The following is a 26,710-nucleotide window of genomic DNA, read 5'->3' on the forward strand; positions in this document are numbered from 1 at the left end:
GCCCGACTGCGGCGCCCCGACATCGCACTGCACGGCCACCGCGCCGGCGGGTCCACCGCCGATGACGAGTGAGCGGAGATGCCTGCGGTGACCTCTTTGACTGAGAGAAGCACCCCTCGTGCCCCAGAACTCCTCTGCGCCCGCCTCCTTCGACGCCCTCGGTGTCCCGAAGAAGCTCACGGCGAGCCTGACCACCCGCGGCATCGCCGCCCCGTTCCCCATCCAGGCCGCGACGCTGCCCGACACCCTCGCCGGCCGCGACGTCCTCGGCCGGGGCCGCACCGGCTCCGGCAAGACCCTCGCCTTCTCGCTGCCGCTGGTGGCCCGCCTGGCCGCGCTCGTGCCGTCAGGGGAGACCATCCCCGGGCGCTCGCAGCCGGGCCGTCCCCGTGGCCTCGTGCTGGCCCCGACGCGTGAGCTCGCCACCCAGATCGCCGAGACCGTCACCCCGCTGGCCACCGCCGCCGGGCTGAAGGTCATGACGATCTTCGGTGGCGTCAACCAGACCCGCCAGGTCGAGACGCTGCGCCGCGGCGTCGACATCGTCGTCGCCACCCCCGGCCGGCTCGAGGACCTCATGGGTCAGCGCCACGTCGTGCTCGACGCCGTCGCCGTGACCGTCCTGGACGAGGCCGACCACATGGCCGACCTCGGCTTCCTCCCCGGTGTCACGCGGATCCTGCGTGCGACCCCGGCCGGCACGCAGCGGCTGCTCTTCTCCGCCACCCTCGACCGGGGCGTGGACAAGCTCGTCAAGCAGTTCCTCGACCGGCCTCTCGTGCACAGCGTCGACCCGGCCGAGTCCGCGGTGACGTCCATGGAGCACCACGTCTTCCTCGTCGGCGACGCCACCGAGAAGACCGAGCTCGTGCACGCCCTCGCCTCGGGCAGCTCGCGGCGGCTGCTCTTCACCCGCACCAAGCACCAGGCCAAGAAGCTCGCCCGTCAGCTCACGTCCAACGGCATCCCGGCCGTCGAGCTGCACGGGAACCTCTCGCAGAACGCCCGCGAGCGGGGCCTGGACGCGTTCACCTCCGGCGACGTGCGCGTCATGGTGGCCACCGACATCGCCGCCCGCGGCATCCACGTCGACGACATCGACCTCGTCGTGCACGTCGACCCGCCCGCCGAGCACAAGGCGTACCTGCACCGCTCCGGGCGGACCGCTCGCGCCGGCAACGGCGGCGACGTCGTCACCCTCGTCCTGCCCGAGCAGCGCGGTGACTTCCGCGCCCTCGCCCGCGCGGCGAAGATCGACGCCGCCCCGGTGCGCGTCGGTGCCACCGACGACAAGGTCCTCGCGCTCGTGGGCGAGCTCGCCCCGGCCGTGAGCGCCGACAAGGCGCACGCCGCCGCGTCGCGCAAGCCCGTGGCCCAGCCGCAGGGCACTGGTCGCCGGCGCGGCGGCGCCGGGCGGTCCGGCGCACCGACCGACGGTGGCGCGGTCCGCGGCGGGCGTACCGGTGGCGCCGGGCGTTCCGGCGCCCGCTCGGGCGCCGGCCGTTCCACCGGCGGCGCCGGTCGAGCCGACGGTGGCGGTCGTTCCGACGGCGGTCGCTCCGGCGGCTCGCGCACCGTGTGGTCATCCTCGGGGGAGCGCTCGGGCGAGAGCGTCGGCCGGTCGTCGCGCGGCAGCCGCCGGGCGACGTCGCCGTCCCGCTCGGTCTGACGATCTGACGCCGGGTCGTCCGGTCCGCGCACGCGCGCGGCGGGCGACCCGGTCTCGCGTCCGGCGCGCTCGGGAATCACCGCCCGCCCGGCGCCAGCACGATGTGATGTTTCCGTAACCGTTTCAACGTGCGGCCCCCTCGCCGACCTGCCACGCTTCCCCTGTTGGATGCAAGGCCGCAGACCGTGGCACACGAAGGAAGCGAGGAACACCTCATGGGCGAACTCATCGGGCTCATCATCTTCGGCGCCGTGATCGGCGCGCTGGCCCGCCTGTTCATGAAGGGCGACCAGAACATCGGCATCATCTGGACGATCATCCTCGGCGCCCTGGGCGCCTGGGTCGGCTCGCTCATCGCGGGCCTGCTGGGCGTGGAGGACACCGCCGGCATCGACTGGATCCGGTGGATCATCTCCATCATCATGGCGATCATCTTCATCTCGATCTACATCGGTATCCGTCGCGGCGGTAGCCGTCGCGTCTGACGACGCCGACGGGCACGACGAAGGCCGGCAGCACCTCGGTGCTGCCGGCCTTCGTCGTTCGTCCGTCTCAGGCCGGTAGGGTCGGCGCCGGCACGAGGTCCCGGCTCACCAGGCCGTCCGCGATCTCGTGGGCGTAGGCGTCCACAGCCGCCCAGTCCCGGAAGTCCCCCACCGGGGCGTGCAGGCCCTCGATGGTGGCGCGGTCGTCGCCGTCGAGGACCGCCGGGTCGACCGCACCGGGGAAGACGCGGTGGTCGTAGGCGCCGACGGCGGTCGCGATGGAGCTGACGTGGACGTCCTCGGCGCGCTCGCGCGGGTCGCCGAGGGGACCCGAGGAGAAGAGCCAGACCCCGCGGGTGGCCAGGTCTGCCTCGAGCCGGTGGGCGAGCTCGCGCGCCGCGGGGAGCCAGGTGCCGGCATACACGGCACTGCCCAGGACGACGGCGTCGATGCCGTCGAGTGTGTCGACCTCACCCGGTGGTCGCTGCGTCACCTCGTGGCCGGCCGACCGGAGGACCTCGGCCAGACGGTCCGCCGTCGCGGCGGTCGAGCCGTACTTGGTAGCGGCTGTCACGAGGATGTGCATGGTGCCTCCCAGCGTCGTCGGTGGTCGTCCCAGCCTCCCCCAGGACCGTGGCGCGGGTGGTGGGACCAACGGCCCGCGGGTGGGGGCGCCTGCCGTGGTCCGGGTCCTAGGACCCGTGCGTCCGACGGTCGTTCGGCGTATCGATGAGCGTGGGCGCTCACGCGCCCGGCTCGGAGACGGCGCCGCGCCGGGGGGATGAGGACCGGGAGAGTGTCATGGCCGAGATCAGCAGGCGCAACATGCTCAGGGCGGCGGCCGTGGTGGCCGCGGGGGCGACCGTCGGGGCGCCGGTCGCCGCGCACGCCGCGCGTGGCCGGCCGGGCGGCGGTGGCGGCACGGGCGGCGGCTCGGGCGGTGGCGGGACGGTGCTCGACCCGCCGGTCGGCGGCCGGTTCGCCGACCCCGTGCTGCTGGCCGACGTCTCGGCCGACCCCGCCGTCGTCGACGTCGCGCTCACCGCGAGGATGGCCACCGTGACGGTCGGCGGGGCGACGGCGAGCCTCATGACGTACGACGGGCTCCGGCCGGGTGGGACCATCCGGGCCCGCCGGGACCAGCTGCTGCGGGTCCGGATGCGCAACGACCTGCCGGCGAGCGGCGCCCGGAACATCCTCGGCCACCCGCTCTACGACACCAACCTCCACACGCACGGCCTGCACGTCACCCCGGGGGACAACCCCAACGGCACCCACGGGGACAACATGATGGTGATGCTGAGGCCGGGGGAGAGCACGGTCTACGAGTACGACCTCAGCCTGCAGCGCCCCGGGACGCTGAACTTCTACCACCCCCACCTGCACGGGTCCGTGGCGGACCAGATGTGGGCGGGCATGGCCGGGGCGCTCGTCGTCGAGGACGAGACCGAGACGCTGTCCGCGTACACGGAACGGGTCATGGTGCTCCAGGACGTCACCGTCGTCGGCAGCGTCGCCGAGCCCCACGACGCGATGATGGACTACATGCACGGCCTCGAGGGCCGGGCCGTGACCGTCAACGGGTCGTGAACCCGCGGATCGACATCGCCCCCGGTCAGGTGCAGCGGTGGCGCCTGGTCAACGCCTGCGTCGCGAGGTTCTTCCGGCTCAGCCTCGCCGGTCACACGCTCCACGTCGTCGGTACCGACGGCGGGCTGCTCGAGAAGCCCTACGCCGTCGGCGAGCTGCTGCTCTCGCCCGGTGAGCGGGTCGACCTGCTCGTCAAGGCGTCGGGCTCGCCGTCGACGTCGTACAAGCTGCTCTCCCTGCCCTACAGCCGCCAGGGCGCCATGGGCGGGGACCAGGTCACCCTGGCCACGCTGACGTACGGCGGGAAGCGGACCCGCGTCGACCAGACGCTGCCCACCGTGGTCGACCCGGCGGCCACGCGAGCACGGATCGACACCGCCGGCCTCAAGCGGGTGCGCATGGACCTGTCGATGGGGCAGGGCCACGGCTACATCAACGGCATCAGCTTCACCGGCCACGACTCGTCGTACATGACGATGTCCGAGCTGGGGACGTGGGAGGTCTGGGAGGTCACCAACTCCAGCGGGATGGACCACCCCTTCCACCACCACACGAACCACGCGCAGGTGCTCTCCGTCACCGGTGGCGACCCCGGCTACGCGCAGCTGTGGACGAGCGCGGCGGCGTGGAAGGACGTCACCGTCGTGCCGAGGTGGGGCCGGGTCGAGCTGCTCGTGCCCGTGCGGGACCACGCCGGCATGTCGATGCTGCACTGCCACATCATCGAGCACGAGGACATCGGGATGATGGGCGTCTGGCACATCGAGGAGGCGATGGGACCGATGTAGCCGCCGGGCGCCGGCGCGAGATCCCGACGCGCGAGGACGCGGCCACGTGCCTCGAGCGCCTGCTCAGCGCCAGCCGAGGGCCGGCGCGACGTCCTCGACGATCGAACGGAGGAGGTGAGCGTTGTAGTCGACGCCCAGCTGGTTCGGCACGGTGATCAGGAGCGTGTCGGCCTCCGCGATCGCCTCGTCCTGGGCGAGCCGGCGGACCAGCTCGTCGGGCTCGGCGGCGTACGTCTTCCCGAACGTCGCTCGCCCGCCCTCCAGCATGCCGACCTGGTCGGTGCTGCGCCGCTCCAGGCCGAAGTAGGCGTGGTCCTCGGCGGTGACGAGGGGGAAGATGCTGCGGCTCACCGACACCCGTGGCTCGTGGGCGTGCCCGGCGGCGCGCCACGCATCACGGAACCGGCGGATCTGCTCCGCCTGGAGCTCGTGGAACGGTACGCCGGTGTCCTCCGTGAGCAGCGTCGAGCTCATGAGGTTCATCCCCTGGGTCCCGGCCCACTCGGCCGTGGCCCGGCTCCCGGCGCCCCACCAGATCCGCTCACGCAGACCTTCCGAGTACGGCTCCACCCGGAGCAGACCCGGCGGGTTGGGGAACATCGGTCGCGGGCTGGGCTCGGCGAAGCCCTCGCCGGTGATCACCTCGAGGAACCGGGCGGTGTGGCGTCGTGCCATGTCGGCGTCGCTCTCACCCTCGGCGGGGTGGTGGGCGAAGTGCCGGTAGCCCTCGATCACCTGCTCGGGCGAGCCACGGCTGATGCCGAGCTGGAGGCGTCCGCCGGAGATGAGGTCGGCCGCCCCGGCGTCCTCCGCCATGTAGAGCGGGTTCTCGTAGCGCATGTCGATCACGCCCGTGCCGATCTCGATGCGGCTGGTCCGTGCCCCGACGGCCGCCAGCAGCGGGAACGGGGACGCGAGCTGCCTGGCGAAGTGGTGGACCCGGAAGTAGGCGCCGTCGGCCCCCGCCTCCTCGGCCGCGACCGCGAGGTCGATCGACTGCAGCAGCACGTCGGAGGCGGACCGGGTCGCGGACTGGGGGTGCGGGGTCCAGTGACCGAAGGAGAGGAAGCCGATGCGTTTCACAGGTACGACAACGTCCTCCCTCGCCCGGCATTCCATCGCGACGACCGCACGACGGGAACAGAGGGCTGACACCGAGGGGGGAGCAGTCCCTTGGCCCGTTCCGCCACTTCCCTCAGTCGACGCACGTGTGGCACGATGGTTGTGTACCAAGCGGTAAGAAACTAGATCCCTTGAGGAGCCAGTCGTGGGGGCAGTCGGCAGACCGCGAGCGTTCGACACCGAACGTGCGCTCGATGCTGCCGTCGAGGTGTTCTGGCGCCATGGCTTCGAAGGTGCCAGCCTCGCTGCGCTGGCCACCGCGATGGGGGTCAACAAGCCCAGCATCTACGCCGCCTTCGGTGACAAGGCCCAGCTCTTCCATGCCGCACTGCGCAGGTACGTCGAGCGCAACATGGGGTACGTCGACGCCGCTCTCGCACGGCCCACCGCACGGGAGTGTGCGGAGGCGTTCCTCGTCGGTAACGCCCGAGCCGTGACCAGGCCTGACTACCCTCCTGGCTGTCTGTCCGTCCAGGCCGCCGTCGTCCCGGGGGGCTCCAACGAGTTCTCCATGCTCGCCGAGAACCGCGCAGACATCCACGAACGGTTCGCCCAGCGGTTCCGACGTGCGGTCACCGAGGGAGACCTCCCCCCAGAAGCCGACCCCGACGAGCTCGCCGGACTCCTCATCACCCTCTCCAGCGGCTTCGCGATCCGCGCGGCCGACGGAACCCCGCGTGGCTCACTGGAGGCCATTGCCCGCCGAGCCGTCGCCGTGTTCCCCACTGGCCGCGCCACCGGAACCGAACCCGTCACCCCGAAGGAGAACACCCATGACTGACTCGCCGCCTTCCCTCGCCGCAGCCCGCGAGCAGGCCCTTGCCGTCCGAGCCCTCTACGAGAACCTGGAGGAGAGACTCAACGGGAAGACCTGGTCCCTGCACGAGCTGCAGATCGGCTTCGCGAACGACGTCGGCTACATCGGCCGCCTGCTGCTCGCTCACGACGGCACCTGGGGCATCGACCGCGACCCGCGTGCGGAGCTGGAGCACAAGCTCGCCGAGTCGATGTGGTGGACCTTCGTCCTGGCCGACAAGCTGGGCATCGACATCGACGAGGCCTTCACTCGGACGATGGGCCGAATCCGCACCGGCCTGGAGTCGACCATCGCCCGAACCGACCCGGCCGCAGCCGCACACGGCTGACCACCCCGAATCCACAAGGAGAAGCCGCCACCATGAAGCCCACCGAGCACCTCTGCGCCGCGGATGACCCCGAGCACGTGCGGACGCCCCCGGTGACCTATGTTTCCGTCCTGGGCGGCGGGGCGCCGGGGACCGACGAGTTCTACCGGAAGAAGTCGCTGGTCACCGACATCGCGCGCGAGCTGAACGACGCCGAGGCGTCGCCGGTGGTGGAGATCCAGTACTGGTACCCCGAGGGATCGACCCCGGTGGAGATCGCTGACTTCTACAGCGTCAACCCCATCCCGTCTTTGCGCTACAGGGTCCTCTCCAAGGTCCAGGCAGCGACGACCCAGACGGACGTCGATACCGCCAGGACCCGGGCGGTGAGCGCCGCGGACAGGACCTCCGACGAGATAGCCGTGTTCTCCCTGCCCGAGCAGGACGTCGTCCAGGTCATGCACCACGGGCCGTTCGCCGAGGAGTACGCCACGCTCGAGCGGCTCGGCAACCACGCCCGAGGGCGCCGTGTCCGTCGCAGCGGGCCTCACCACGAGATCCATCTCGACGCCTTCACGCGCACCACGCCACAGGACACGCTGCGCACGATCCTGCGCGACCCCGTGGCTTGACCGGAGCCGCTGGGAGGGCGCACGACCTCCGTTGTCCGGGACGCACAGTCAGCATGGGACCGGGACGCCGTCGCCCGGGCCCAGGCTGGACCTCTTCCCCGCGAGGGGGCCCCGTGGGGGTGGGCCCCGTGGGGATCGAACCCACAACCCGCGGATTAAAAGTCCGCTGCTCTGCCGATTGAGCTAGAGGCCCAGGGGCCTGTCCGGTGTCCGGTCCAGCCCGCTACGGAAGTATGCCAGGCAGTCACCGGCTCGGGACCGTGCCCTGGAGCTCGGCGATCTCCGCCACGAACCGTCGCCGGAGATCGGCCTTCCGCGCGTCGGGCAGCCACGAGGCGTCCACCCCGGCCAGGGCCATCGCGGTGAGCCGCTCCACGGGCACGTGGAGCTCATCGGCGAGGATCCGGTACTCGGCGGCAAGGGTGGTGGGGAACATGCCGGGGTCGTCCGAGGCCGGGATGACGTTGAGGCCGGCCTCGATCATCGCGGCGATGGACGCCCGTCGCCACGGCCTCCACGACCGGCGAGAGGTGGTGGAGATGACGGTGAACGGGACCTGGTCCTCGCGCAGGCGCGCCACGACGTCGTCGTCCTCGAGGACGAAGTAGCCGTGGTCGATCCGGTCGCACCCGAGGAGGTCCAGGCAGGTGATCGTGTTCACCGCCACCGGCGCGTGCTCGGAGGAGTGCGCCGTCCGGCGCAGGCCCGCCTCCCCCGCCAGGGCGTACGCGGCCGCGAAGCGCTCGGGCGGACCCGCGGTCTCGAGGTTGTCCAGGCCGATCCCGACGACGTACTCGTGCGGGTTGTCCACGACGGTTCGCACCCGGTCGAGAGCCGCCTCGCCGGTGCCGCTGCGGTCGATCGCGGCGATGAGCCGGCCGGTCATGCCGAAGTCTCGCTCGGCAGCGCGAACCCCGTCGGCGAGCGCGTCGACCATGCCCGCGTAGCCGAGGGAGCTCAGGTGCTCGGGCACCGCATCGAAGGACACCTCGAGGTGGCGGGTGCTGCTCGTGCGGTGCGCGTCCTCGAACGCCTCGTAGGCGATGCGGGTGAGGTCGTCGGCGTGCCGGAGGACCTGCGTCACCCAGCCCGACACCTGGAACAGGGAGTAGGAGACGGCCGGCTCGTCGGCGCTGCGCCCCTGCGGCACCGGGATGCGCGTGTCCAGGTAGAGCGCCGGGTCGGGCGGCAGGGAGTTCACCCCGGCATAGATCTCCTCGGGCGTCGCGGGGAGCGGGAGTCGCTCCCGGCGGGCCAGCTCGGCGAAGGTGCTGCCCCGGACCGTGCCGATGAGGTGGCAGTGCAGGTCGACCTTGGGCATCCGGTCGAGGAGGTCGTGCAGTACGGGGCTGGTCATCGTGGTTCGAGACGTCCTGTTCTTCGGGCGGCGGGGCGAGGCGACGAGCGGGCGGCGAGGCGACGGGCGGCGCGCACGGCGGGACCGGCCCGGACCGCGCGGTCGCGCGGGCCGGGCCGGGCGTGCTCAGCTCGAGCTGACCTCGCGGGCGAACCGGTCGACCCACTCGGCCCGGGTCGGGACGAGCTCGGTCGGGTCGAGGGTGGCGTAGCCGGCGGCGATCGGGTCGGCGGCGATGTCGCCCACCACGTCCTCGATCGTCGTGGGCACGGTGGCCTCGGGGTTGACCGGGAGGTCGCCGACCAGCTCGGCAGAGGCGGTCTGGGCCTCGGCGGAGAGCAGGTAGTCGATGAACGCGTGCGCGCCCTCGACGTTCGGCGCACCCTCGGGGACCATGGCCCGGTTCGTGGCCATGTACCGGCCCTCGGCCGGCGGCGTCCACGCGATGGGCTCACCGGCTGCCACGAGGTTGGTCGCGAAGCCGCTGAGCGCGTCGGCGGCCACGATCTCGCCCTGGGTGAGCAGGTTCGTCACCTCGGTGGAGGACGTGTAGAACTGCAGCACGTTGGGCGCCCAGCCCGCCAGGGTCTCGAACGCGGTTTCCACGTCGTAGGGACCGTCCCCGTAGGCGTCGGCCACACCGGAGACCATGAGCTGGCCAGCTGTGACGGAGATGTCAGGCAGGGCCACCCGGCCGGCGTACTCGTCGTCGCCGTAGATCTCCCAGTCGGCAGCGGTCTCGGCGTCGAGCTCGTCGGTCCGGTACAGAGTTCCGTTGAGCTGGTAGCTGTACGCCGGGCCCATGTAGGCGTCCTCGGTCGCGAACTCGGCGATGTCGTCGATGGCGGGGACGTCCTCCGCCGTGACCTCCTGGAAGATGCCCTCCTCCTGGCCCAGCGCGGCGTAGTAGTCGGAGATCAGCACGACGTCGACGCCCGGGTCCCCGCCGGCGAGCGTGAGCTGGGAGAGCCGGTCCGCGTTCGACCCGGTCTCGACCTCGACCTCGATCCCGGTCTCCGCCGTGAACGGGTCGAACACGGCCTCCTGGAACTCCTCGACGCCGAACGGGAAGGTGCTGACGACGATCGTGCCGCCGGCCTCCGTGGCGGCCTCGCCGGTCTCGCCGGTCCCGTCGGCCGGCTCGGTCTCACCGCCGGAGCAGGCGGCGAGGAGGAGGGTGGCGGCGGTCAGGCCGGCACCCGCTCGGACGGTGTGACGTGCGGATCGCACCATGGGCGGTTCCTTTCGTGGTGGCCGTGGCGGCCTGCGGGTGAGGTTCAGTCGGCGAGTGCGACGAGGCGGGACTCCGGCGCGGTGACCGACACGGGCTGACCCGCCTCGACGCGCCCGGCCTCGGCCGCGCGCACGTCGCTGAGCAGGGTCACGGTCGCGCCGGAGGGGTCGACGGCCTCGACGGTGACGAGCATGTCGACGCCGCGGTACGCGACGTCGGTCACGGTGCCCGGCAGGGCGAGGATGCCCGCGGGCGCGGCGCCGTCGGCGCCGGCGACGACGCCGAGGTGCTCGGGACGCACCGTCAGGGTGGTGCCGTCGCGCGCGGTGAGGAAGTTCTCGTAACCGAGGAAGTCGGCGACGAAGCGGTTGGCCGGCGCAGGGAAGACGTCCTGGGGGGCGCCGTGCTGCATGATCCTGCCACCTTGCATGAGGACCATCTCGTCGGACATCTCCAGCGCCTCGTCCTGGTCGTGGGTCACGAGGATCACGGTCAGCCCCGTCTCGGACTGGATCCGCCGGATCTCGGCACGCATCTGGAGCCGCAGGCGGGCGTCGAGGTTGGACAGCGGCTCGTCGAGGAGCATGAGCCGCGGCCGGATGGCCATGGCGCGGGCGAGCGCGACCCGTTGCTGCTGCCCCCCGGAGAGCTTCTTGGGTCGCGTGTCGGCCAGGTGGGCGAGGCCGACCAGCTCGAGCGTCTCCATCACCCTGGTCCGGCGCTCACCCGAGGGCACGCGCCGCAGCTTCAGCCCGTAGCCGACGTTGTCCGCCACCGTCATGTGGGGGAAGAGGGCGTAGGACTGGAAGACCATGCCGAGGTCACGCTTCTCCGGCGGCGTCCGGGTGGCGTCGGCACCGCCGATGCGGATCGTGCCCGAGGTCGGGGTGAGGTAGCCGGCGATCATCCGCAGGGTCGTCGTCTTCCCGCAGCCGCTCGGTCCGAGAAGCGTGGTGAACCTGCCCTCGGGGATGTCGAGGTCGATGGCGTCGACGGCGGTGAAGTCCCCGAACTGCTGGCTCACGCCGATCAGCTCTGCAGCGACGGTCATCGGTTGATACCTCCGAAGATCTTGGCGAAACCCACCGTGCGCTCGGCCACGAGGGCGACGACCACCGTCCCGGCGAGCAGGAGTGTCGAGGTCGCCGCCACCATCGGGTCGTAGCTCTGCTGGACGTAGTCGAGCATCGTCACCGGCAGCGTCCGGAAGTGGCGGGTCTGCAGCAGCAGGGAGAGCGGGACGTTGTTGAACGAGGTGATGAAGCTGAGGAGCCCTGCCGAGAAGATCCCGGGCCGCAGCAGCGGGAGGGTGATCGTGAGGAACGTGCGCAGGGGGGATGCCCCCAGCCCCCGGGCGGCCTCCTCCAGGGCGGGGTCGGCCAGGGCCAGGGAGGCGCCGGTCACCCGGACGGCGTACGGGAACATCAGGACCGTGTGACCGATGAGCAGGGTCTGGAAGTTCGCCAGGCCCAGACCGATCATCAGCTGCTGGTACAGGGCCAGCCCGACCACCAGCTCGGGCACGATGAGCGGGGAGAGGAAGAGCCCCTCGACGAGGTTCCTGCCGGGGATGCGCCCCCGGTGGATCGCGAGTGCGACCGGCACGCCCAGGAGCAGGGCGAGGACGGTGGCGAGCGCCGCGAGCTGCAGGCTCGAGACCAGTGCCCCCATGAAGGGCTCGTACTCGAGCGCGGCACCGAACCAGCGCAGGGAGAACCCGTCGGGCGGGAAGCGCAGGGTGCCGCCGGCCGTGAACGAGGTGGCGACCACGAACAGGATCGGCACGATCATGATGACGTACGCCAGGACCGCGAGGGCCGCCATGACCGGGTGCCGGGTGCTCACGACGTCGCCCCCTTCCGCCCGGCCAGCGTGGCGAGCCCCGAGACGGCGAAGACGAGCACCGTCATGATGAGCGCCGTCGCCGAGGCGGCGGCCCAGTCCAGGGTCACGCTGGAGTAGGAGAAGAGCTGGGTCGAGAGCATGCGCTGCCGTGACCCGCCGAGGAGGTACGGCGTGGTGTACGCGGTGACGGAGCCGGCGAACACGAGCGTCGCCGCGACGATCAGCCCCGGCCCCGACAGCGGGATGACGACGTCCCAGAGCGTGCGGGTCCGGCCGGCGCCCAGGCCGCGGGCGGCGTCGTCGAGACCGGCGGGAACCTGAGCCACCGCGGAGTAGGAGGAGATGACCGCGAGGGGCAGGAAGAGCTGGGTCAGGCCCAGGACGATCGCGAGCTCGGTGTAGAGAAGCTGCGGGGCGGTCTCGACCAGCCCGAGGCCGGTGAGGAGCTGACCGATGACGCCGTTGGAACCGAGGATCACCAGCCAGCCGAAGGTCCGCACGACGTTGCTCAGCAGCAGGGGGAAGATCGCCAGGGCGAGCAGGAGTCCCGCCCAGCGTGAGGTCGAGCGCGCGAGGAGGTACGCGAGCGGGAACCCGAGGACGATGCACAGCACCGTGACGATCAGTCCCAGGCCGATCGTGCGCCCGATGATCCGCAGGTCGTACGGGTCGGTGAGCATGCGCCCGAGGCGGGCGAAGACCTCCGCCGTGGTCACGTCGGGTGGTGCGAGCAGCATGAGGACCGAGGGGACCAGGAAGCCGGCCAGCAGCACGACGAGGCCCGGTACCAGCAGGAGGCCCTGTCTACCTGTCCGCATCCGCATCTCCGATGTGTCCGGCATGTCCGATGTAACCGGTTGTGGAACCGGTTACGGTGGACCATAGCGGTCGCTCCGGGCGCGCGTCACCCCCCTCTCACCGAGCGGGACGCCCGGGCTGGAACAGGAAGTTGAGGGAGGCCATGGCCACGCTCTCGGACGTCGCGGACCTCGCGAAGGTCTCCAAGGCGACGGCGTCGCGGGCCCTGAGCCGGCCCGAGCTGGTCGCACCGGGCACCGTGCTGCGTGTGACCGAGGCCGCACGATCGCTCGGCTTCGTCCCCAACCGTGCGGCGCGCTCCCTCGCGCGGGGACGCACCTCCATCGTCGCGATCGTCGTCCCCACCCTGGAGAACCTCTTCTTCGCGCCCATCGTCGCGGGTGCTCAGGAGCGCGCGGCGTCCTCGGACATGCAGATCACCATCGCCGTCTACGCCCTCGAGGACGTCGGTGAGGTCACGGCCGTCGAACGGCTCGCCCGGCAGGTCGACGGGATGCTCGTGCTCGCCCCACGTGCCGAGGACGACACCGTCCGCGCCGTGGCGTCGTTCAAGCCCACGGTCCTCGTCGACCGGGAGATCCCCGGCCTGTCCTCCGTCGTCGCCGACACGGCGACGGCGTTCGGTTCGGTGGTCGCCCACCTCGTCGCCGCCGGGCACCGCCGGATCGCCTACGTCGGAGGTCCCGAGGGGTCGTGGCAGGACGCCCAGCGCACCGCAGCCGTGCGCGGGGCGGCCCGCGGGGCCGAGCTCGTCGTGCTCGGTCCGCACCCGGCCACGTTCGCCGCAGGGATCGCTGCGGTGACGGACGTCCTCGAGGTGGGCGCCACCGCCGTGGTGCCGTACGCGACACCGATCGGGCTGGGTGTGATGTTCGGTCTGCTCTCCGCGCGACGGGCGGTCCCGGGCGACGTCGTCGTCACCCTCCAGGCCGACGTGGTGGACGCCCTCGGGATGACGGACGTGCCTTCGATCGACGTCGACGGCGCAGAGCTGGGCAGGACTGCGATGGCTGAGCTGCTCGAGCTGATCGACCGTCCGGGCGCCACCTCCGACCAGCGCGTTCGTCTGCCGGTCCGGGTGAGCCGGCTCGGGCTCTGACCGTACGCCCAGCCCCGCGGCGCCCCGAGACGCGCTGACGGTCCCCCAGTGCGGGTGTCCCGGGCGGGGTGGCATCGCGGCGTCTCCGGTTGCCGGTACCGGGAGTCTCACCTAACGTCCCTGCATCCGCCGGGCGCCTCCCGCCCGGTTCTGACAACGACGACAGACGAAGGAGCACCCATGCGTTCGACCAGGAGGACCAAGAGTCTCGGGGCGGCGCTCGCCGTCGCCGCCACCGCCCTCGCCGGGGCCGTCGCCGCGGCCGCGCCCGCCGGCGGCGCCGTCACCGACGTCCCGCCCCCCGGCGCCAACGACTGGAGCTGCGCACCCCGCCCGGAGCACCCCGAGCCGGTCGTGCTCGTCCACGGCACCTTCGAGAACATGCTCAAGAACTGGTCGACGCTCGCGCCCCGCCTCCAGCAGGAGGGCTACTGCGTCTACGCCCTCAACTACGGCAACGACGCGACCGGCCCGGTGGCCGACTCCGCCCGCGAGCTCGCCCCCTTCGTCGACGCCGTCCTCGGCGCCACGGGCGCGAAGAAGGTCGACATCGTCGGGCACAGCCAGGGCGGCATGATGCCCCGCTACTACATGCACCTCCTCGGCGGGTCGAAGAAGGTCGACGACCTCGTCGGCATCGCGCCCTCCAGCCACGGCACCCAGGGACTCATCGTCGCCCTCGACGGCGAGATCGTCACCACGGCGAGCACCGTCGACAACCCCGCCTGCCCCGCGTGCCAGGACCAGCTCGCCGGCTCGGAGTTCATGCAGACCCTCAACGCCGACGGCGACACCGTCCGCGGCCCGGACTACACCGTCATCTCCACCCGGTACGACGAGGTGGTCACCCCGTACGAGAGCCAGTTCCTCGACGGCCCGGCCGACCAGGTGACCAACATCCTCATCCAGGACAAGTGCCCGCTCGACCCCATCGAGCACGACCAGACCCCGAACGACCCGGTCGTGCACCAGCTGGTCCTCAACGCCCTGGAGACCGACGGCCCGGCGGACCCGGCCTACCAGCCGAGCTGCGTGCCGGTCGGCTGACGCCGGACGGCAGCTGCCCGGGGGCGGGGCAGGGGCGCCTCGCGACGGCGAGGCGCCCCTGCGCGCTCGGCCGTCCCGTCAGGGACGGCCGGTGACGGTCAGGCGTGCCCGATCTTCTTCCCGTCGGCCCGCCACGCGACCGCGACCGACGGCCGCGGGATGGAGCCGCCGCCGTCGGGCCAGTGGGAGCTCGGGGACTCGAACGTCGAGCCGTCGGTCTCGCCGGGGTGCTGGACGCACACGAGGACCCGGTCGTCGTCGATCCACGGGCCGCAGGTCTCCGCACCGAACGGCACGGTAAGGAACTGCTTGACCTGGCCACGGTGCTCGCCGTCGACCGCCACCCCGAAGAGGCCGTCGTTGCTGCCGAGCGCGTTGCCGTCGGTGCTGATCCAGAGGTTCCCGTACTTGTCGAACGCGACGTTGTCCGGGCAGGAGATCGGCGAGACCTGAGACTTGTCGAACCCGGCAAAGTAGGTCGCGGGGTCCGCCGGGTCCCCGGCGAGGAGGAAGATCCGCCACACGAACGAGGCCGCGGCGTGGTCGCCGCCCGCCTCGGCGATCTCGACGACGTGGCCGTGCTTGTTCCCGATCCGCGGGTTGACCTCGTCCACCTGGGCAGCGGTGCGGCGGGAGTTGTTCGTCAGCGCGAGGTAGACCAGGCCGGTCACCGGGTTCGGCTCGACGTCCTCGGGGCGGTCCATCTGCGTGGCGCCGACGGCGTCGCCCGCCTGACGGGTGAAGAGCAGGACCTCGACGCCGGTCATGCCCGGGACGTGCGAGACGGCGGCGTCACCCGAGGACGTGACGAGGGGGATCCACTCGCCCGTCCCGTCGAACTCCCCGTCGGCGGGCAGCGTCCCGGTGCCGTCGATCTCGGACGACGGGGAGTCGCCGGTGAACCGGGCGACGTAGAGGGTGCCGTTGTCGAGCAGGGCGGCGTTGTGCGCGGCGTCGCCCTCGACCACGCGGTCGGTGGAGACGAACTTGTAGAAGTAGTCGAACCGCTCGTCGTCGCCCATGTAGACGGCGAGGCGCCCGTCCGCCGTGATCGTCGTGGTGGCGGCCTCGTGCTTGAACCGGCCGAGCGCGGTGCGCTTCCTGGGCGTGGAGGCGGGGTCGTACGGGTCGACCTCGACGACCCAGCCGAAGCGGTTCCCCTCGTTCGGCTCCTGGGCGAGGTCGAACCGGGGGTCGAACCGCTCCCACTTCCGCCCGCTCTCGCCGCCCGGCAGGCCGTACCGGCGCAGCCGCTCCCGCGTCTCGGGGTCGGTGACGGCGTCGGCGTTGGCGAAGTACTGGTTGAAGTTCTCCTCCGCGGTCAGCCAGGTCCCGTAGGGGGTGAGGCCGCCCGCGCAGTTGTTCAGCGTGCCGAGGACGGTACGGCCGGCGGGGTCGGCGGCGGTGCGCACGAGGGCGTCACCGGCGACCGGGCCGGTCAGCTCGAACGGGCTGCCGGTATGGAAACGGCGGTTGAGCGGGTGGTCGACCACCGGGTCGAGCGCGCCGGAGCGGCGGCCGCGCCGCCCGGCCGTCACCGCCACGACCGAGAGGCCGTGCGCGGCCCACGCCACCTCGACCTGCTCGCGGGTCGGGTTCTCCCCGTCGTACCCGGGGAACATGAGGACCTCGTCGGTGTACTCGTGGTTGGCCACCATGAGGAACTCGTGCTGGCCGCGCAGCGGCAGCAGGCCCAGGTAGTCGCAGTTGTACCCGAACTGGCGCTGCTGCCCGGCGGCGGTGTACTCGCCCGCTACGAAGTCGGGGGCGTCGGAGAACAGCTTGTCGCCCCAGCGGATGACGACGTCGGAGAGGTAGCCGCCGGGGACGGTCACGGCGTCGGCGGTGTTCGGTGCGACCGGGGCGAAGCGCAGGCCCGGCGCGCCGTCGGGCCCGCCGGTGACGGCCGGGGCGGCGATCGCCCGCTCCTGGCCGGAGGTGGCCACGGCGCCGGCGGCGGCGATGACGGCGCCAGCCTTGAGGACGGTGCGGCGGGAGAAGGCGCGGGCGGCGACGTCGCCGAAGTAGTCGTTGCCCGACGTGTTGGGCACGTCGTGGAAGCAGGCGTCGCCGCACCGGAAGCGGCAGGTGAGCGACGAGCGGTTCCCGCCGTGGTTCGACAGCAGCGGAAGGAAGCGGCGCGTGGGCGTGACGGTCATGGCACTCCTCGGGAGGTGGTCCTGGGATCGCCCACACGCTAGGAAGTCCGGCGAACCGGACGGTGAACACCGCGTGTACGCCCCGCGTCCGCCGGACGGCGGGTCGGCGGCGTCGAGGCCTAGAGCCAGCCCTTGCGCTTGAACACCGCCCACATCGTCACCGACGTCGCGACCATGAGGGCGAGGGCGAGCGGGTACCCCAGGGACCAGTGCAGCTCGGGCATGTGGTCGAAGTTCATGCCGTAGATCCCGCCGACCAGGGTGGGGGCGAAGAGGATGGCGGCCCACGCGGAGATGCGCTTGACGACGTCGTTCTGCTCCAGGGAGGTCTCCGTCAGGCGCTGGGTCTCCTCGTTCTGGCGCTGGCCGACCAGGGTGGCGTTGACGGTGAGGATGTTCTGCAGCAGCACCCGGAAGGCGTCGGCGCGCTCGGTGACACGCACCGCGTGGTCGGCGACGTCGCGCAGGCGCCGCTGGAGCTCGTCGTGCACGCCGTACTTGTCGAAGCCGCCCTGGAGCGCCTCGACCATGCCGACGAGGGGCTGGGTGGCGCGCTGGAACTCGATGACCTCACGGAAGAGGGAGTAGATGCGTCGTGAGACGTCGGGGTCGCCGCCGAAGACCTCGTCCTCGATCTCGTCGATGTCGTTCTGCAGGCCGGCGACGACCGGGGCGTACTCGTCCACCACCTGGTCGAGGATCGCGTAGAGCACCGCCTCCGGGCCCAGCCTCAGCAGCTCGGGGCTCTGCTCCATGCGCCGGCGCACCCGCGCGAGGTCGGGGGACTCCGCGTGCCGGACCGTGACGACGAAGTCCGGTCCCGTGAAGACGTGGACCTCCCCGAACTCGACCCGCTCCTCGTCCTCGAGGTAGCGGGCCGGGCGGAGCACGGTGAAGAGCACGTCGCCGTAGCGCTCGATCTTGGGTCGCTGGTGCGCCGAGACCGTGTCCTCCAGGGCGAGCTCGTGCAGCCCGAACTCCGCGGCGATCGAGCTGATCTCCGCGGCGTCGGGACGGTACAGCCCGATCCAGCCCATCCCGCCGCGCAGGCGCATGAGGTCGTACGTGACGTCGAGGGACTCCGGCTCGGCGTGCCGCTCGCCGCCGACGTAGACGGCGTTGTCCACGATGCCCATGGCTGCCTCCGTGCCGGTCAGGAGAGCCGGACCATCTCGTCGAGGTCGTCGGCGGGCAGGTCGCCCGCCACGGTCGCGTTGACGCTCAGGCGCGTGAGCCGCAGCGACGCCCCGTAGCTCGAGAGGAACGCGGTGTCGGCCGCGTCGCGGCCGGTGGCGATGCGCAGCAGCGTCTCGCGCGGGGCCAGGCTCGTGGCGTCGACGACGTGCCAGTCCTCGTCCACCCAGACCTCGGCGACGGCGTGGAAGTCCATGGGGCTCAGACCCGGGGCGTAGACGGCCGCCACGCGAGCCGGCACGTCGAGCGCGCGCAGGAGCGCGACGACGAGGTGGGCGTAGTCGCGGCACACGCCCCGGCGGGCGAGGAAGGTCTCGACCGCGCCGTCGGTGACCCGGCTCGATCCCGGCACGTAGGACAGCTGGGTGCCCACCCACGAGGAGACCGCCGTGACGAGGTCCCACCCCCTCAGCCCGCGGAACTCCGACAGCGCCAGCGGGCGCAGCCGGTCGGACTCGGCGTAGCGCGAGGGCCGGCGGTAGGTGAACAGCTCGGTGCGCTCCTGGGCGAGCGGGGGATGCGGGACGGCGCCCTCGCCGTCGACCTGGGCGCGGTAGGCGATCTCGAGGGTCTGCCCCGCCGGGGTCCCGGCGGGCAGGTCGAGGACGTGCACCACGCCCTTGTGCCGGCCCACGTGCTCGATCGGCACCAGGGCCGTCCCGTCGAGGGTGACCGAGAGCTCCTCGTCGATGTCCAGCCCCGGGATCCGGGCGACGGCGACCATCAGCTCGAGCTCGGCGGCCCCGGCCGAGGTGGTGAGCGTGATGCGGGAGGAGACGTTGCGGCGCACCGGCCAAGCGTAGGGCCGCGGGCGGCCGGTCGCGGACGAGGTCCCGAGATCGGCGGCGGGTGGTTTCGCCCTGTCCGCGTCTTGCGGCGCCCGGGCGGAGCGGGCGCTGCGGCGGGGTCGTGCGCAACGACGTGGGGGCTGCGCGCCCGGGCCCGGTGGTGGAGAATCGCGCCAGGCCGGCCACCGGCTGCGCCACCGCCGGCCGGCGGTGGCGGCCACGAGGGAGGGGACCCACGATGAGCGACAGGCGCGTACCGCGACGGCCGGCGATGCTGGACCCGATCCAGGCCGAGCTCATCGAGGGCGACGAGGACCCGGCGACCCGGTCCGACGTCGCACACACCACCGCCCAGGCGCTGGTCCACGGCGGCCGCGAGGGCGCCGACGAGGACCCCGAGCTGGTCCGCCGGCTCGTCACCCTCGTCGACCGCGAGGGCCTCGACGAGATCGCCGTGCTGTGGTCGCGCAGCCCGCACACCACCTTGCCGGGCACGCTGTGGCGGCTGTACCTCCTGCGCGAGTGGGTGCGCCGCGACCCCGACACCGTCTCCCAGCGCTACCGGCTCGGCCTCCAGCGGGCCGAGGTCGCGGGCGTCGTCGCCGGCGTGGCCTCGCCGCCGGGACCCGAGGAGGTCAGCGACGTCGTCGACAAGGTCCTCTCGGGCCTGTTCGAGCGTGACCTCGACGTCGCGCTCGAGCGGGCGTCGGCCTTCCTGCGGGTGCTGGCCACCGGCTCGGCGATGGACGCCGACTGGATCGAGGAGGACGACGACGAGCTCGCCTTCCAGGTCACGCGCCGCGCCTCGGCGCTGCTCACGACCGCCGAGGAGCTCGAGGAGGCCGCCGAGCTGCACCGCAACGGCCACCTGGACTGAGGAACGCCCACCTCGACCGGGCCGCCCCCTTCCCGCCCGCCCCCGAGTCGGTGATACTGCCGGTACCGGCAACGACGACGGGAGGCAGCATGGCTGCGACGGTGCGACCCACCGACACGACAGCCGCGCGGACCGGTGTGCGGGCGGACGGCCCGGCACACGTGAGCGAGCGCGAGTCACGCAAGGTGGCCGAACAGGCCCGGCAGAGCGATTGGAGCAGACCGAGCTTCGCCAAGGAGCTCTACCTGGGCCGGTTCCGGCCCGACCTCATCACCCCCCACCCGCGCCCCGCCCCCGAGGACGCCCGTCGTGGCGAGGCCTTCCTGGCCACCCTCGAGGAGTACGTCCGGGAGCACGTGGACGGCCTGGCGATCGACCGGGACGCCCGCATCCCCGACGAGGTGGTCCAGGGCCTGGCGCGCCTGGGTGCCTTCGGCATCAAGGTCCCGGCCGCCTACGGCGGGCTGGGGCTGGGGCAGGTCCACTACAACCGGGCGCTCATGGTGCTCGGTACGGCCAGCCCGGCCCTGGGCGCGCTCATCTCCGCGCACCAGTCCATCGGCGTGCCCGAGCCGGTCAAGCAGTTCGGCACCGAGGAGCAGAGGCAGAGGTTCCTGCCGCGGTGCGCGGCGGGCGCGATCTCCGCGTTCCTCCTCACCGAGCCCGACGTCGGCTCCGACCCGGCCCGGCTGCACACCACCGCCGCCCCCACCGACGACGGCGACTACGTCATCGACGGGGTCAAGCTGTGGTCGACCAACGGGGTCGTGGCCGAGCTGCTCGTGGTCCTCGCGCGCGTCCCCCGCTCCGAGGGGCACCCCGGGGGCATCACCGCGTTCGTCGTCGAGGCCGACAGCCCCGGCATCACGGTCGAGCGGCGCAACGCCTTCATGGGCCTGCGGGGCCTGGAGAACGGCGTCACCCGGTTCCACCAGGTGCGGGTCCCGGCCGCCAACGTCATCGGGCGTGAGGGCATGGGGCTCAAGATCGCCCTCACGACGCTGAACTCCGGTCGGCTGTCGATCCCGGCGCTGTGCGTGGGCTCGAGCAAGTGGAGCCTGAAGATCGCCCGCGAGTGGGCCGGGGCGCGCGTGCAGTGGGGCCGGCGGGTCGGCGAGCACGCCGCCGTCGCCCACAAGATCGCCTTCATCGCGACGACGACGTACGCCCAGGAGGCCGTGGTCGAGCTGGCCGGGCACCTGGCGGACTCGGGCGAGACCGACATCCGCATCGAGGCGGCGCTGGCCAAGCTCTACGCCTCGGAGAAGGCGTGGCAGGTCGCCGACGCCCTCGTCCAGGTCCGCGGCGGCCGGGGCTTCGAGACGGCGGACTCCCTCGCCGCCCGCGGCGAGCGGGCGGTGCCGGTCGAGCAGGTCCTGAGGGACCTGCGCATCAACCGGATCTTCGAGGGCTCCAGCGAGATCATGCACCTGCTCATCGCCCGCGAGGCGGTGGACACCCACCTCGCGGTTGCCGGCGACCTCGTCGACCCCGAGGCCTCCCTCGGGGCGCGGGCCGGGGCGGCCGGGCGCGCGGCGGCGTTCTACGCCGGCTGGCTGCCCGGGCTGCTCACCGGGGAGGGCCAGCGGCCGGGCGCCTACGGGGAGTACGGGCCGCTGGCGACGCACCTGCGCTTCGTCGAGCGGTCCTCGCGCCGGCTGGCCCGGTCGACGTTCTACGGGATGGCGCGGTGGCAGGGCGGTCTCGAGCACAAGCAGGGCTTCCTCGGCCGGATCGTCGACATCGGGGCGGAGCTGTTCGCCATGACGGCGGTGTGCACCCGGGCCCAGATGCAGCTCGAGGACGACCCGCCCGCGGTCGGCCGGGCCGCGCAGCGCCTCGCCGGCGCGTACTGCAGGCGGTCCCGGCTCGAGGTCGAGCGGCTCTTCGACGAGCTGTGGGCCAACACCGACGCCGACGACGAGCGGCTCGCCAAGGAGGTCCTCGACGGCACGCACACGTGGGCCGAGGCCGGGATCGTCGACCTCTCCGAGGGCACCGGTCCCTGGATCGCCGACGCGTCCCCGGGCCCGGCCCGGGCGCCCGACGTCTCGCGGCGCATGCTCGAGGTGCCCGGCGGCGTCACGTCGGTGGCCGACGTGCTCGGCGGGGCGGGCGCCGCCGCGGCGGCGCCCCGGTAGGGCGTCCGGATGAGCCCGGACGGGCCGGCCGGCCCCGCGCCGGCCGGCCCGTCCGTGCGCGCCCGCGAGGCCCGGGGGACAATGGCCGGGCGCACCCGGGGGCGGTGCGGGGAGGCGGGGTCATGGAGCTGAACGAGCCGCGCGAGCTCGGCGCACGGGCGGCGGAGGTCCTGGCCCTGGCGGCCGAGGTGGCCGTCGCGGACGGCGTCGAGGCCCTGTCCGAGCAGACACTGCTCGACGTGCGCAGCCCGGTCCGCAGCGTTCGCCACGTCCTGGCCGAGGCCGGCGGGGAGCTCCTCGGGTACGCCCAGGTCCAGCCGGGCGACCCGGCCTCGGCCGAGCTCGCCGTACGCCCGTCCCGGCGCCGGGCCGGCGTCGGGCGCGCCCTCCTCGACGCCGTGCGCGTCGAGCCCGTCTCGGTCTGGGCCCACGGGGACCTCCCGGCCGCGCGCGCCCTGGCGCACGCCGCCGGCATGGAGGCGGTCCGGGAGCTGCTCCGGATGGCCCGGCCGCTGGCCGCCGTGCGTGACGAGGCGGCGTCCGACGCCGCCACCGACGCCGCCGACGCTGACGACCACGACGACGCCGTCCCCGACGCCCGCTCGCGCCCCGCCGGTCCGGCGCCGGCGGGCGTCGTCGTCGAGACGTTCCGGCCCGGCCGGGACGAGGAGGACTGGGTCCGGCTCAACGCCACGGCCTTCGCCGCCCACCCGGAGCAGGGCCGCATGACCGTCGCCGACCTGCGCGCCCGGGAGGCGGAGGACTGGTTCGACCCGACGGTGCTCTGGCTCGCGCGGCCCGGACCCGGGGCGCCCGCGGTGGCGTCGATGTGGGTCAAGGTCGTGCCGGGCGAGGACGCCGGCGAGATCTACGCGCTCGCCGTCGACCCCGACGCGCAGGGCCGCGGCCTCGGCGGGCACCTCACCCGCCTCGCGCTCGCGGAGATGGCCGCGCGGGGTCTGCGCACGGCCACCCTGTACGTCGAGGGGGACAACGTCGCCGCGCGGCGCACCTACGAGCGGGAGGGCTTCGTGTGCGTCGCCACCGACGTCCAGTACCGCTGAGACGGCTGCTCGACGGCGGCCGCCGCCCGGGGTCCGGTCAGGTCACCCGCGGGACACCTGCAGGTGCCACCATGGGGACAGGAACACGCAGCACCGCCGCCCGCCCGGGCGGTGGGGGAGACGACGAGGTGAGGAACGTGCCCAGCACCGAGCCGGTCGGCGCCGTCGACCAGACCGACGGCGTCGAGACCGAGGCCGTCGACGAGACCGAGCCCGTCGACAGCACCGACACCGACCAGACCGACGGCGAGCGCACCGCGAGCGGGCCGGTCCGCGAGCCGGCCACCAGGCGCGGCACGCCAGCCGGGCCGGGCGACGGCGCGCTGCACCTCGACGGGCACGGGCCGTCGACCGGTGCCGACGACGACGAGGAGTCCGACGAGGACCCCGACGAGGACCTCGAGGAGGACGACGAGGACCTCCTCGCCGCCAAGGCCCGCCGGCGCTCGCGGGTCCTCGCCGGCGTGAGTGCGTCCTCGGCCTCGCTCGCCCAGCAGGCGGCCGCCGCCGTCGCCGAGGCGCGCGCGGACAACCGGCCCCCCGAGGAGGCGGACCTGCCCGAGGGCCGCTTCGCCGACCGCGAGCTGTCCTGGCTGGCGTTCAACGAGCGGGTGCTGGAGCAGGCCGAGGACCAGAGCGTCCCCATCCTCGAACGCGCCTGGTTCCTGGCGATCTTCGCCTCCAACCTCGACGAGTTCTACATGGTGCGCGTCGCCGGGCTCAAGCGGCGCATCGCCACCGGGATGGCGGTCACGGCCGCGTCCGGGCTCTCCCCGCGCCAGGTGCTGGAGGCGCTCAGCGCCCGCGCCAAGGAGCTCACCGAGCGTCACGCCCGGGTCTTCGCCGAGGACGTCCAGCCCAAGCTCGCCGAGGAGGGCATCGGCATCCTGCACTGGGAGGACCTCGCCGAGTCCGAGCGGGACCGGCTCCACAAGTTCTTCCGCAAGCAGATCTTCCCCGTCCTCACCCCGCTCGCCGTCGACCCGGCCCACCCGTTCCCCTACATCTCCGGTCTCTCGCTCAACCTCGCCGTGCTCGTGCGCAACCCCACGACCGGCAAGGAGCACTTCGCCCGGGTGAAGATCCCGCCGCTGCTGCCCCGGTTCATCGCCGTCGACTCCGAGGGCCGGCCCTACCGCCCCGAGGACGTGCCCACCGACGCCGGCGGCCGCACCTCCTACCTGCCGCTCGAGGAGGTCGTCGCCCACCACCTCGACGCCCTGTTCCCCGGCATGGAGATCGTCGAGCACCACACCTTCCGGGTCACCCGCAACGAGGACGTCGAGGTCGAGGAGGACGACGCCGAGAACCTCCTCAAGGCGCTGGAGAAGGAGCTCGTGCGGCGCCGGTTCGGTCCCGCGGTGCGCCTGGAGGTGGCCGCGGGCATCAGCTCCCACGTCCTCGCGCTGCTCAAGCGCGAGCTCGGCGTGGACGACCAGGACGTCTTCGAGCTGGCCGCGCCGCTGGACCTCACCGGGCTCAACGTCATCCACGACCTGGACCGGCCGGGCCTGAAGTACCCCAAGTTCGTGCCGGTCACCGCGCAGGGCCTGGCCGAGGTCGAGTCGGCGAACCCCACCGACTTCTTCGAGGCCATCCGCTCCCGGGACATCCTCCTGCACCACCCGTACGACTCGTTCTCCACCTCGGTCCAGCAGTTCCTCGCCCAGGCCGCCGCCGACCCCAAGGTCCTGGCGATCAAGCAGACCCTGTACCGCACGTCCGGGGACTCCCCGATCGTGGACTCCCTCATCGACGCCGCCACCGCCGGCAAGCAGGTCCTGGCCATCGTCGAGATCAAGGCCAGGTTCGACGAGCAGGCCAACATCTCCTGGGCGCGCAAGCTCGAGCAGGCCGGGGTGCACGTCGTCTACGGCATCGTCGGGCTCAAGACCCACGCCAAGCTCTCCCTCGTGGTACGCCAGGAGACCGACGGCCTGCGCCGGTACTGCCACGTCGGCACCGGCAACTACCACCCCAAGACGGCGCGCGGCTACGAGGACCTCGGGCTGCTCACCTGCGACCGGGACGTCGGCCAGGACCTCACCCGCCTGTTCAACCAGCTCTCCGGCTACGCCCCGCGCACGCGCTTCCACCGCCTGCTCGTCGCCCCCCGGTCGATCCGGCCCGGGCTGGTCGAGCGGATCGAGCGCGAGATCGAGAACAAGCGGGCCGGCAAGGAGGCGTGGGTCAGGTTCAAGTCCAACTCCATCGTCGACGAGGCGATCATCGACGCGCTCTACCGCGCCAGCCAGGCGGGGGTGCAGGTCGACATCGTCGTGCGAGGCATCTGCGCCGTGCGCGCCGGCGTTCAGGGGCTGAGCGAGAACATCCGGGTCCGCTCCATCCTGGGCCGGTTCCTCGAGCACGCCCGGGTGTACGCGTTCGCGAACGGCGGCGAGCCGGAGGTGTGGATCGGCTCGGCCGACCTCATGCACCGCAACCTCGACCGCCGGGTCGAGGCCCTCATCAAGATCGCCGACCCCGACCAGATCGACTACCTCGTCACGCTGCTGGACGTGTCCGTCTCGGACACCACCTCCTCGTGGCACCTCGACGCCGACGGGTGGCACCGCCGGCACCTCGGGCCCGAGGGGGAGCGGCTCGCCGACCTCCAGGAGATGCTCATGGCCCGGGCCCGGCGCCGCGTGGCGGCCTCGCGGTGAGCCAGGCGGCCGAGGCCGCCGCCGCGACCCGGACGTGCCAGGACGTCCAGGCGGCCGGTGCGCTCGTGTGGCGGCAGAACGGGCGGAAGCTCGAGGTGCTGCTCGTCCACCGGCCCCGCTACGACGACTGGGGCTGGCCCAAGGGCAAGCTGGACCCGGGCGAGAGCCTCGTCGAGTGCGCCGTCCGCGAGGTGGCCGAGGAGACCGGCGTCCACGTGGCCCTGGGCCAGCCGTTGTCCACGGTGCGGTACCGGCTCAAGGACGGCCGGGTCAAGCACTCGCACTACTGGGCCGCGGAGGAGATCGACGACGGCGCACAGAGCCCGCAGGGCCGACCGGCGGTCACGCCCGCCGACGGCAAGGAGATCGACGAGGTCCGCTGGGTCGAGGTCGGCGCGGCGCGGGAGCTGCTGACCTACCCGCACGACCGCGAGCCGCTGGGGGTGCTGGTGGACCAGTGGCGCGACGAACGGCTGCGGACCTGGACGATGATCGTCCTGCGTCACGCCCGCTCCCGGAAGCGCTCGGCGTGGAAGGGTCCGGAGTCCGCGCGTCCGCTCACCCCGGCGGGGGAGCTGCAGGCGCACAACCTCGTCCCGATGCTCGCCGCGTACGGGGTGGAGGAGGTCATCACCTCGCCGTGGGAGCGCTGCGCGGCGACCGTGCGGCCCTACCTCGAGGCCACCGGCATCGGGGCCGAGCTGCGGCCGGAGCTGACCGAGGACGCGCACGCCAAGCGCGCCAGGCCCGTGCGCGAGCTCGTGCGCAAGGAGCTCTCCCGGCGCAACGTCCCCGTGGTCGTGTGCACCCACCGGCCCGTGCTGCCCACGGTCGTGGCCGAGATCGCCAAGCGCACCCCGCACCGCATCATGCGCCAGGTGCCGGAGTCCGACCCGTGGCTGAAGAAGGGCGAGATGCTCGTGGTGCACGTCGCCAAGCGCCCGGGCCGCTCCGGCGTCGTCGCGGCCCTGGAGAAGTACCGCGCCCGGGAGTAGCCGGCTCGCGAGGCG

Annotated in this window: 24 protein-coding genes and 1 tRNA gene; 14 read left to right on the top strand and 11 right to left on the bottom strand. The window is 72.7% G+C overall.

Features of this window, described 5'->3' with window-relative positions; translation table 11 throughout:
* Positions 1-118 precede the first annotated feature (118 nt).
* Positions 119-1,669 (top strand): DEAD/DEAH box helicase, encoded by a 1,551-nt coding sequence (locus AAEM63_RS02540; protein WP_341360141.1) that lies wholly within the window; start codon positions 119-121, stop codon positions 1,667-1,669.
* 215 nt (positions 1,670-1,884) lie between these two features.
* On the top strand, positions 1,885-2,154 hold the full coding sequence (locus AAEM63_RS02545) for a GlsB/YeaQ/YmgE family stress response membrane protein (protein ID WP_341360142.1): 270 nt from the start codon (positions 1,885-1,887) through the stop codon (positions 2,152-2,154).
* A gap of 67 nt (positions 2,155-2,221) precedes the next feature.
* On the opposite strand, the gene AAEM63_RS02550 is transcribed toward AAEM63_RS02545, so the two are convergent.
* Positions 2,222-2,740: a flavodoxin domain-containing protein gene (locus AAEM63_RS02550; RefSeq protein ID WP_341360143.1), complete on the bottom strand. Its 519-nt coding sequence runs from the start codon at positions 2,738-2,740 to the stop codon at positions 2,222-2,224.
* A 215-nt stretch (positions 2,741-2,955) separates the two neighbouring features.
* Between AAEM63_RS02550 and AAEM63_RS02555 the strand changes: the two genes are divergently transcribed.
* Together AAEM63_RS02555 and AAEM63_RS02560 are read left to right on the top strand one after the other, a co-directional pair.
* The gene (locus AAEM63_RS02555) at positions 2,956-3,744 is read left to right on the top strand and encodes a multicopper oxidase domain-containing protein (RefSeq protein ID WP_341360144.1); all 789 of its coding nucleotides are present in this window, start codon (positions 2,956-2,958) and stop codon (positions 3,742-3,744) included.
* Positions 3,741-4,532, top strand: coding sequence for a multicopper oxidase domain-containing protein (locus tag AAEM63_RS02560; protein ID WP_341360145.1), 792 nt, complete (start codon positions 3,741-3,743; stop codon positions 4,530-4,532). Before AAEM63_RS02555 ends, AAEM63_RS02560 begins: the two co-directional genes overlap by 4 nt.
* A 63-nt stretch (positions 4,533-4,595) precedes the next feature.
* Here the strand turns inward: AAEM63_RS02560 and AAEM63_RS02565 are convergent, their stop codons facing one another.
* Positions 4,596-5,615 carry an LLM class flavin-dependent oxidoreductase gene (locus AAEM63_RS02565; RefSeq protein ID WP_123916767.1) on the bottom strand — a complete coding sequence of 340 codons (1,020 nt, stop codon included), beginning with the start codon at positions 5,613-5,615 and terminating at the stop codon, positions 4,596-4,598.
* 184 nt (positions 5,616-5,799) lie between these two features.
* Here AAEM63_RS02565 and AAEM63_RS02570 point away from each other — a divergent pair, with 184 nt between their 5' ends.
* From AAEM63_RS02570 to AAEM63_RS02580, 3 genes are read left to right on the top strand one after another with little or no spacing between them, the layout of a single operon-like run.
* A complete protein-coding gene (locus tag AAEM63_RS02570) occupies positions 5,800-6,435 on the top strand; it encodes a TetR/AcrR family transcriptional regulator (protein WP_123916769.1) in 636 nt (211 codons plus the stop codon).
* A complete protein-coding gene (locus AAEM63_RS02575; RefSeq protein WP_123916771.1) occupies positions 6,428-6,799 on the top strand; it encodes a hypothetical protein in 372 nt (123 codons plus the stop codon). Before AAEM63_RS02570 ends, AAEM63_RS02575 begins: the two co-directional genes overlap by 8 nt.
* A gap of 32 nt (positions 6,800-6,831) precedes the next feature.
* Complete coding sequence (locus tag AAEM63_RS02580; protein WP_341360146.1) at positions 6,832-7,410, top strand: hypothetical protein; 579 nt, start codon at positions 6,832-6,834, stop codon at positions 7,408-7,410.
* A 120-nt stretch (positions 7,411-7,530) separates the two neighbouring features.
* Here AAEM63_RS02580 and AAEM63_RS02585 read toward each other — a convergent pair.
* From AAEM63_RS02585 to AAEM63_RS02610, 6 genes are all read right to left on the bottom strand, one after another.
* Positions 7,531-7,603 (bottom strand) — tRNA-Lys (locus tag AAEM63_RS02585).
* A 51-nt stretch (positions 7,604-7,654) separates the two neighbouring features.
* The gene (locus tag AAEM63_RS02590; RefSeq protein ID WP_341360147.1) at positions 7,655-8,767 is read right to left on the bottom strand and encodes a hypothetical protein; all 1,113 of its coding nucleotides are present in this window, start codon (positions 8,765-8,767) and stop codon (positions 7,655-7,657) included.
* A gap of 126 nt (positions 8,768-8,893) precedes the next feature.
* Entirely contained in the window at positions 8,894-10,000 is a 1,107-nt protein-coding gene (locus tag AAEM63_RS02595) for an ABC transporter substrate-binding protein (RefSeq protein ID WP_341360148.1), read from the bottom strand.
* 44 nt (positions 10,001-10,044) lie between these two features.
* Positions 10,045-11,052, bottom strand: a complete 1,008-nt coding sequence (locus AAEM63_RS02600; protein ID WP_341360149.1) for an ABC transporter ATP-binding protein — start codon at positions 11,050-11,052, stop codon at positions 10,045-10,047.
* On the bottom strand, positions 11,049-11,846 hold the full coding sequence (locus AAEM63_RS02605; protein WP_123916779.1) for an ABC transporter permease: 798 nt from the start codon (positions 11,844-11,846) through the stop codon (positions 11,049-11,051). The genes AAEM63_RS02600 and AAEM63_RS02605 overlap by 4 nt, the downstream gene beginning before the upstream one ends.
* Positions 11,843-12,664: an ABC transporter permease gene (locus AAEM63_RS02610; protein ID WP_123916781.1), complete on the bottom strand. Its 822-nt coding sequence runs from the start codon at positions 12,662-12,664 to the stop codon at positions 11,843-11,845. The genes AAEM63_RS02605 and AAEM63_RS02610 overlap by 4 nt, the downstream gene beginning before the upstream one ends.
* A gap of 143 nt (positions 12,665-12,807) precedes the next feature.
* Between AAEM63_RS02610 and AAEM63_RS02615 the strand changes: the two genes are divergently transcribed.
* The gene (locus tag AAEM63_RS02615; RefSeq protein WP_341360150.1) at positions 12,808-13,764 is read left to right on the top strand and encodes a LacI family DNA-binding transcriptional regulator; all 957 of its coding nucleotides are present in this window, start codon (positions 12,808-12,810) and stop codon (positions 13,762-13,764) included.
* A gap of 180 nt (positions 13,765-13,944) precedes the next feature.
* Positions 13,945-14,811: an alpha/beta fold hydrolase gene (locus tag AAEM63_RS02620; protein ID WP_341360151.1), complete on the top strand. Its 867-nt coding sequence runs from the start codon at positions 13,945-13,947 to the stop codon at positions 14,809-14,811.
* Between the two features lie 98 nt (positions 14,812-14,909).
* On the opposite strand, the gene AAEM63_RS02625 is transcribed toward AAEM63_RS02620, so the two are convergent.
* The 3 genes from AAEM63_RS02625 to AAEM63_RS02635 form a co-directional block, all read right to left on the bottom strand.
* Entirely contained in the window at positions 14,910-16,970 is a 2,061-nt protein-coding gene (locus AAEM63_RS02625) for a PhoX family phosphatase (RefSeq protein ID WP_341360152.1), read from the bottom strand.
* 119 nt (positions 16,971-17,089) lie between these two features.
* Positions 17,090-18,106 (bottom strand): magnesium and cobalt transport protein CorA, encoded by a 1,017-nt coding sequence (locus AAEM63_RS02630; protein WP_341360153.1) that lies wholly within the window; start codon positions 18,104-18,106, stop codon positions 17,090-17,092.
* A gap of 17 nt (positions 18,107-18,123) precedes the next feature.
* A complete protein-coding gene (locus AAEM63_RS02635; RefSeq protein WP_341360154.1) occupies positions 18,124-18,954 on the bottom strand; it encodes a transglutaminase family protein in 831 nt (276 codons plus the stop codon).
* A gap of 236 nt (positions 18,955-19,190) precedes the next feature.
* Here AAEM63_RS02635 and AAEM63_RS02640 point away from each other — a divergent pair, with 236 nt between their 5' ends.
* The 5 genes from AAEM63_RS02640 to AAEM63_RS02660 all read left to right on the top strand — a co-directional run bounded on the left by AAEM63_RS02640 (position 19,191) and on the right by AAEM63_RS02660 (position 26,695).
* Positions 19,191-19,829, top strand: coding sequence for a hypothetical protein (locus tag AAEM63_RS02640; protein WP_246006054.1), 639 nt, complete (start codon positions 19,191-19,193; stop codon positions 19,827-19,829).
* 89 nt (positions 19,830-19,918) lie between these two features.
* On the top strand, positions 19,919-21,970 hold the full coding sequence (locus AAEM63_RS02645; protein ID WP_341360155.1) for an acyl-CoA dehydrogenase family protein: 2,052 nt from the start codon (positions 19,919-19,921) through the stop codon (positions 21,968-21,970).
* A 122-nt stretch (positions 21,971-22,092) separates the two neighbouring features.
* On the top strand, positions 22,093-23,034 hold the full coding sequence (locus AAEM63_RS02650) for a GNAT family N-acetyltransferase (protein WP_341360156.1): 942 nt from the start codon (positions 22,093-22,095) through the stop codon (positions 23,032-23,034).
* A gap of 137 nt (positions 23,035-23,171) precedes the next feature.
* A complete protein-coding gene (locus AAEM63_RS02655) occupies positions 23,172-25,700 on the top strand; it encodes an RNA degradosome polyphosphate kinase (protein ID WP_341360157.1) in 2,529 nt (842 codons plus the stop codon).
* Positions 25,697-26,695, top strand: a complete 999-nt coding sequence (locus tag AAEM63_RS02660) for an NUDIX hydrolase (protein ID WP_341360158.1) — start codon at positions 25,697-25,699, stop codon at positions 26,693-26,695. The genes AAEM63_RS02655 and AAEM63_RS02660 overlap by 4 nt, the downstream gene beginning before the upstream one ends.
* Positions 26,696-26,710: the final 15 nt, after the last annotated feature.

Origin of the sequence: Georgenia sp. M64 (assembly GCF_038049925.1) — a bacterium.
Taxonomy (GTDB): Bacteria; Actinomycetota; Actinomycetes; order Actinomycetales; family Actinomycetaceae; genus Georgenia.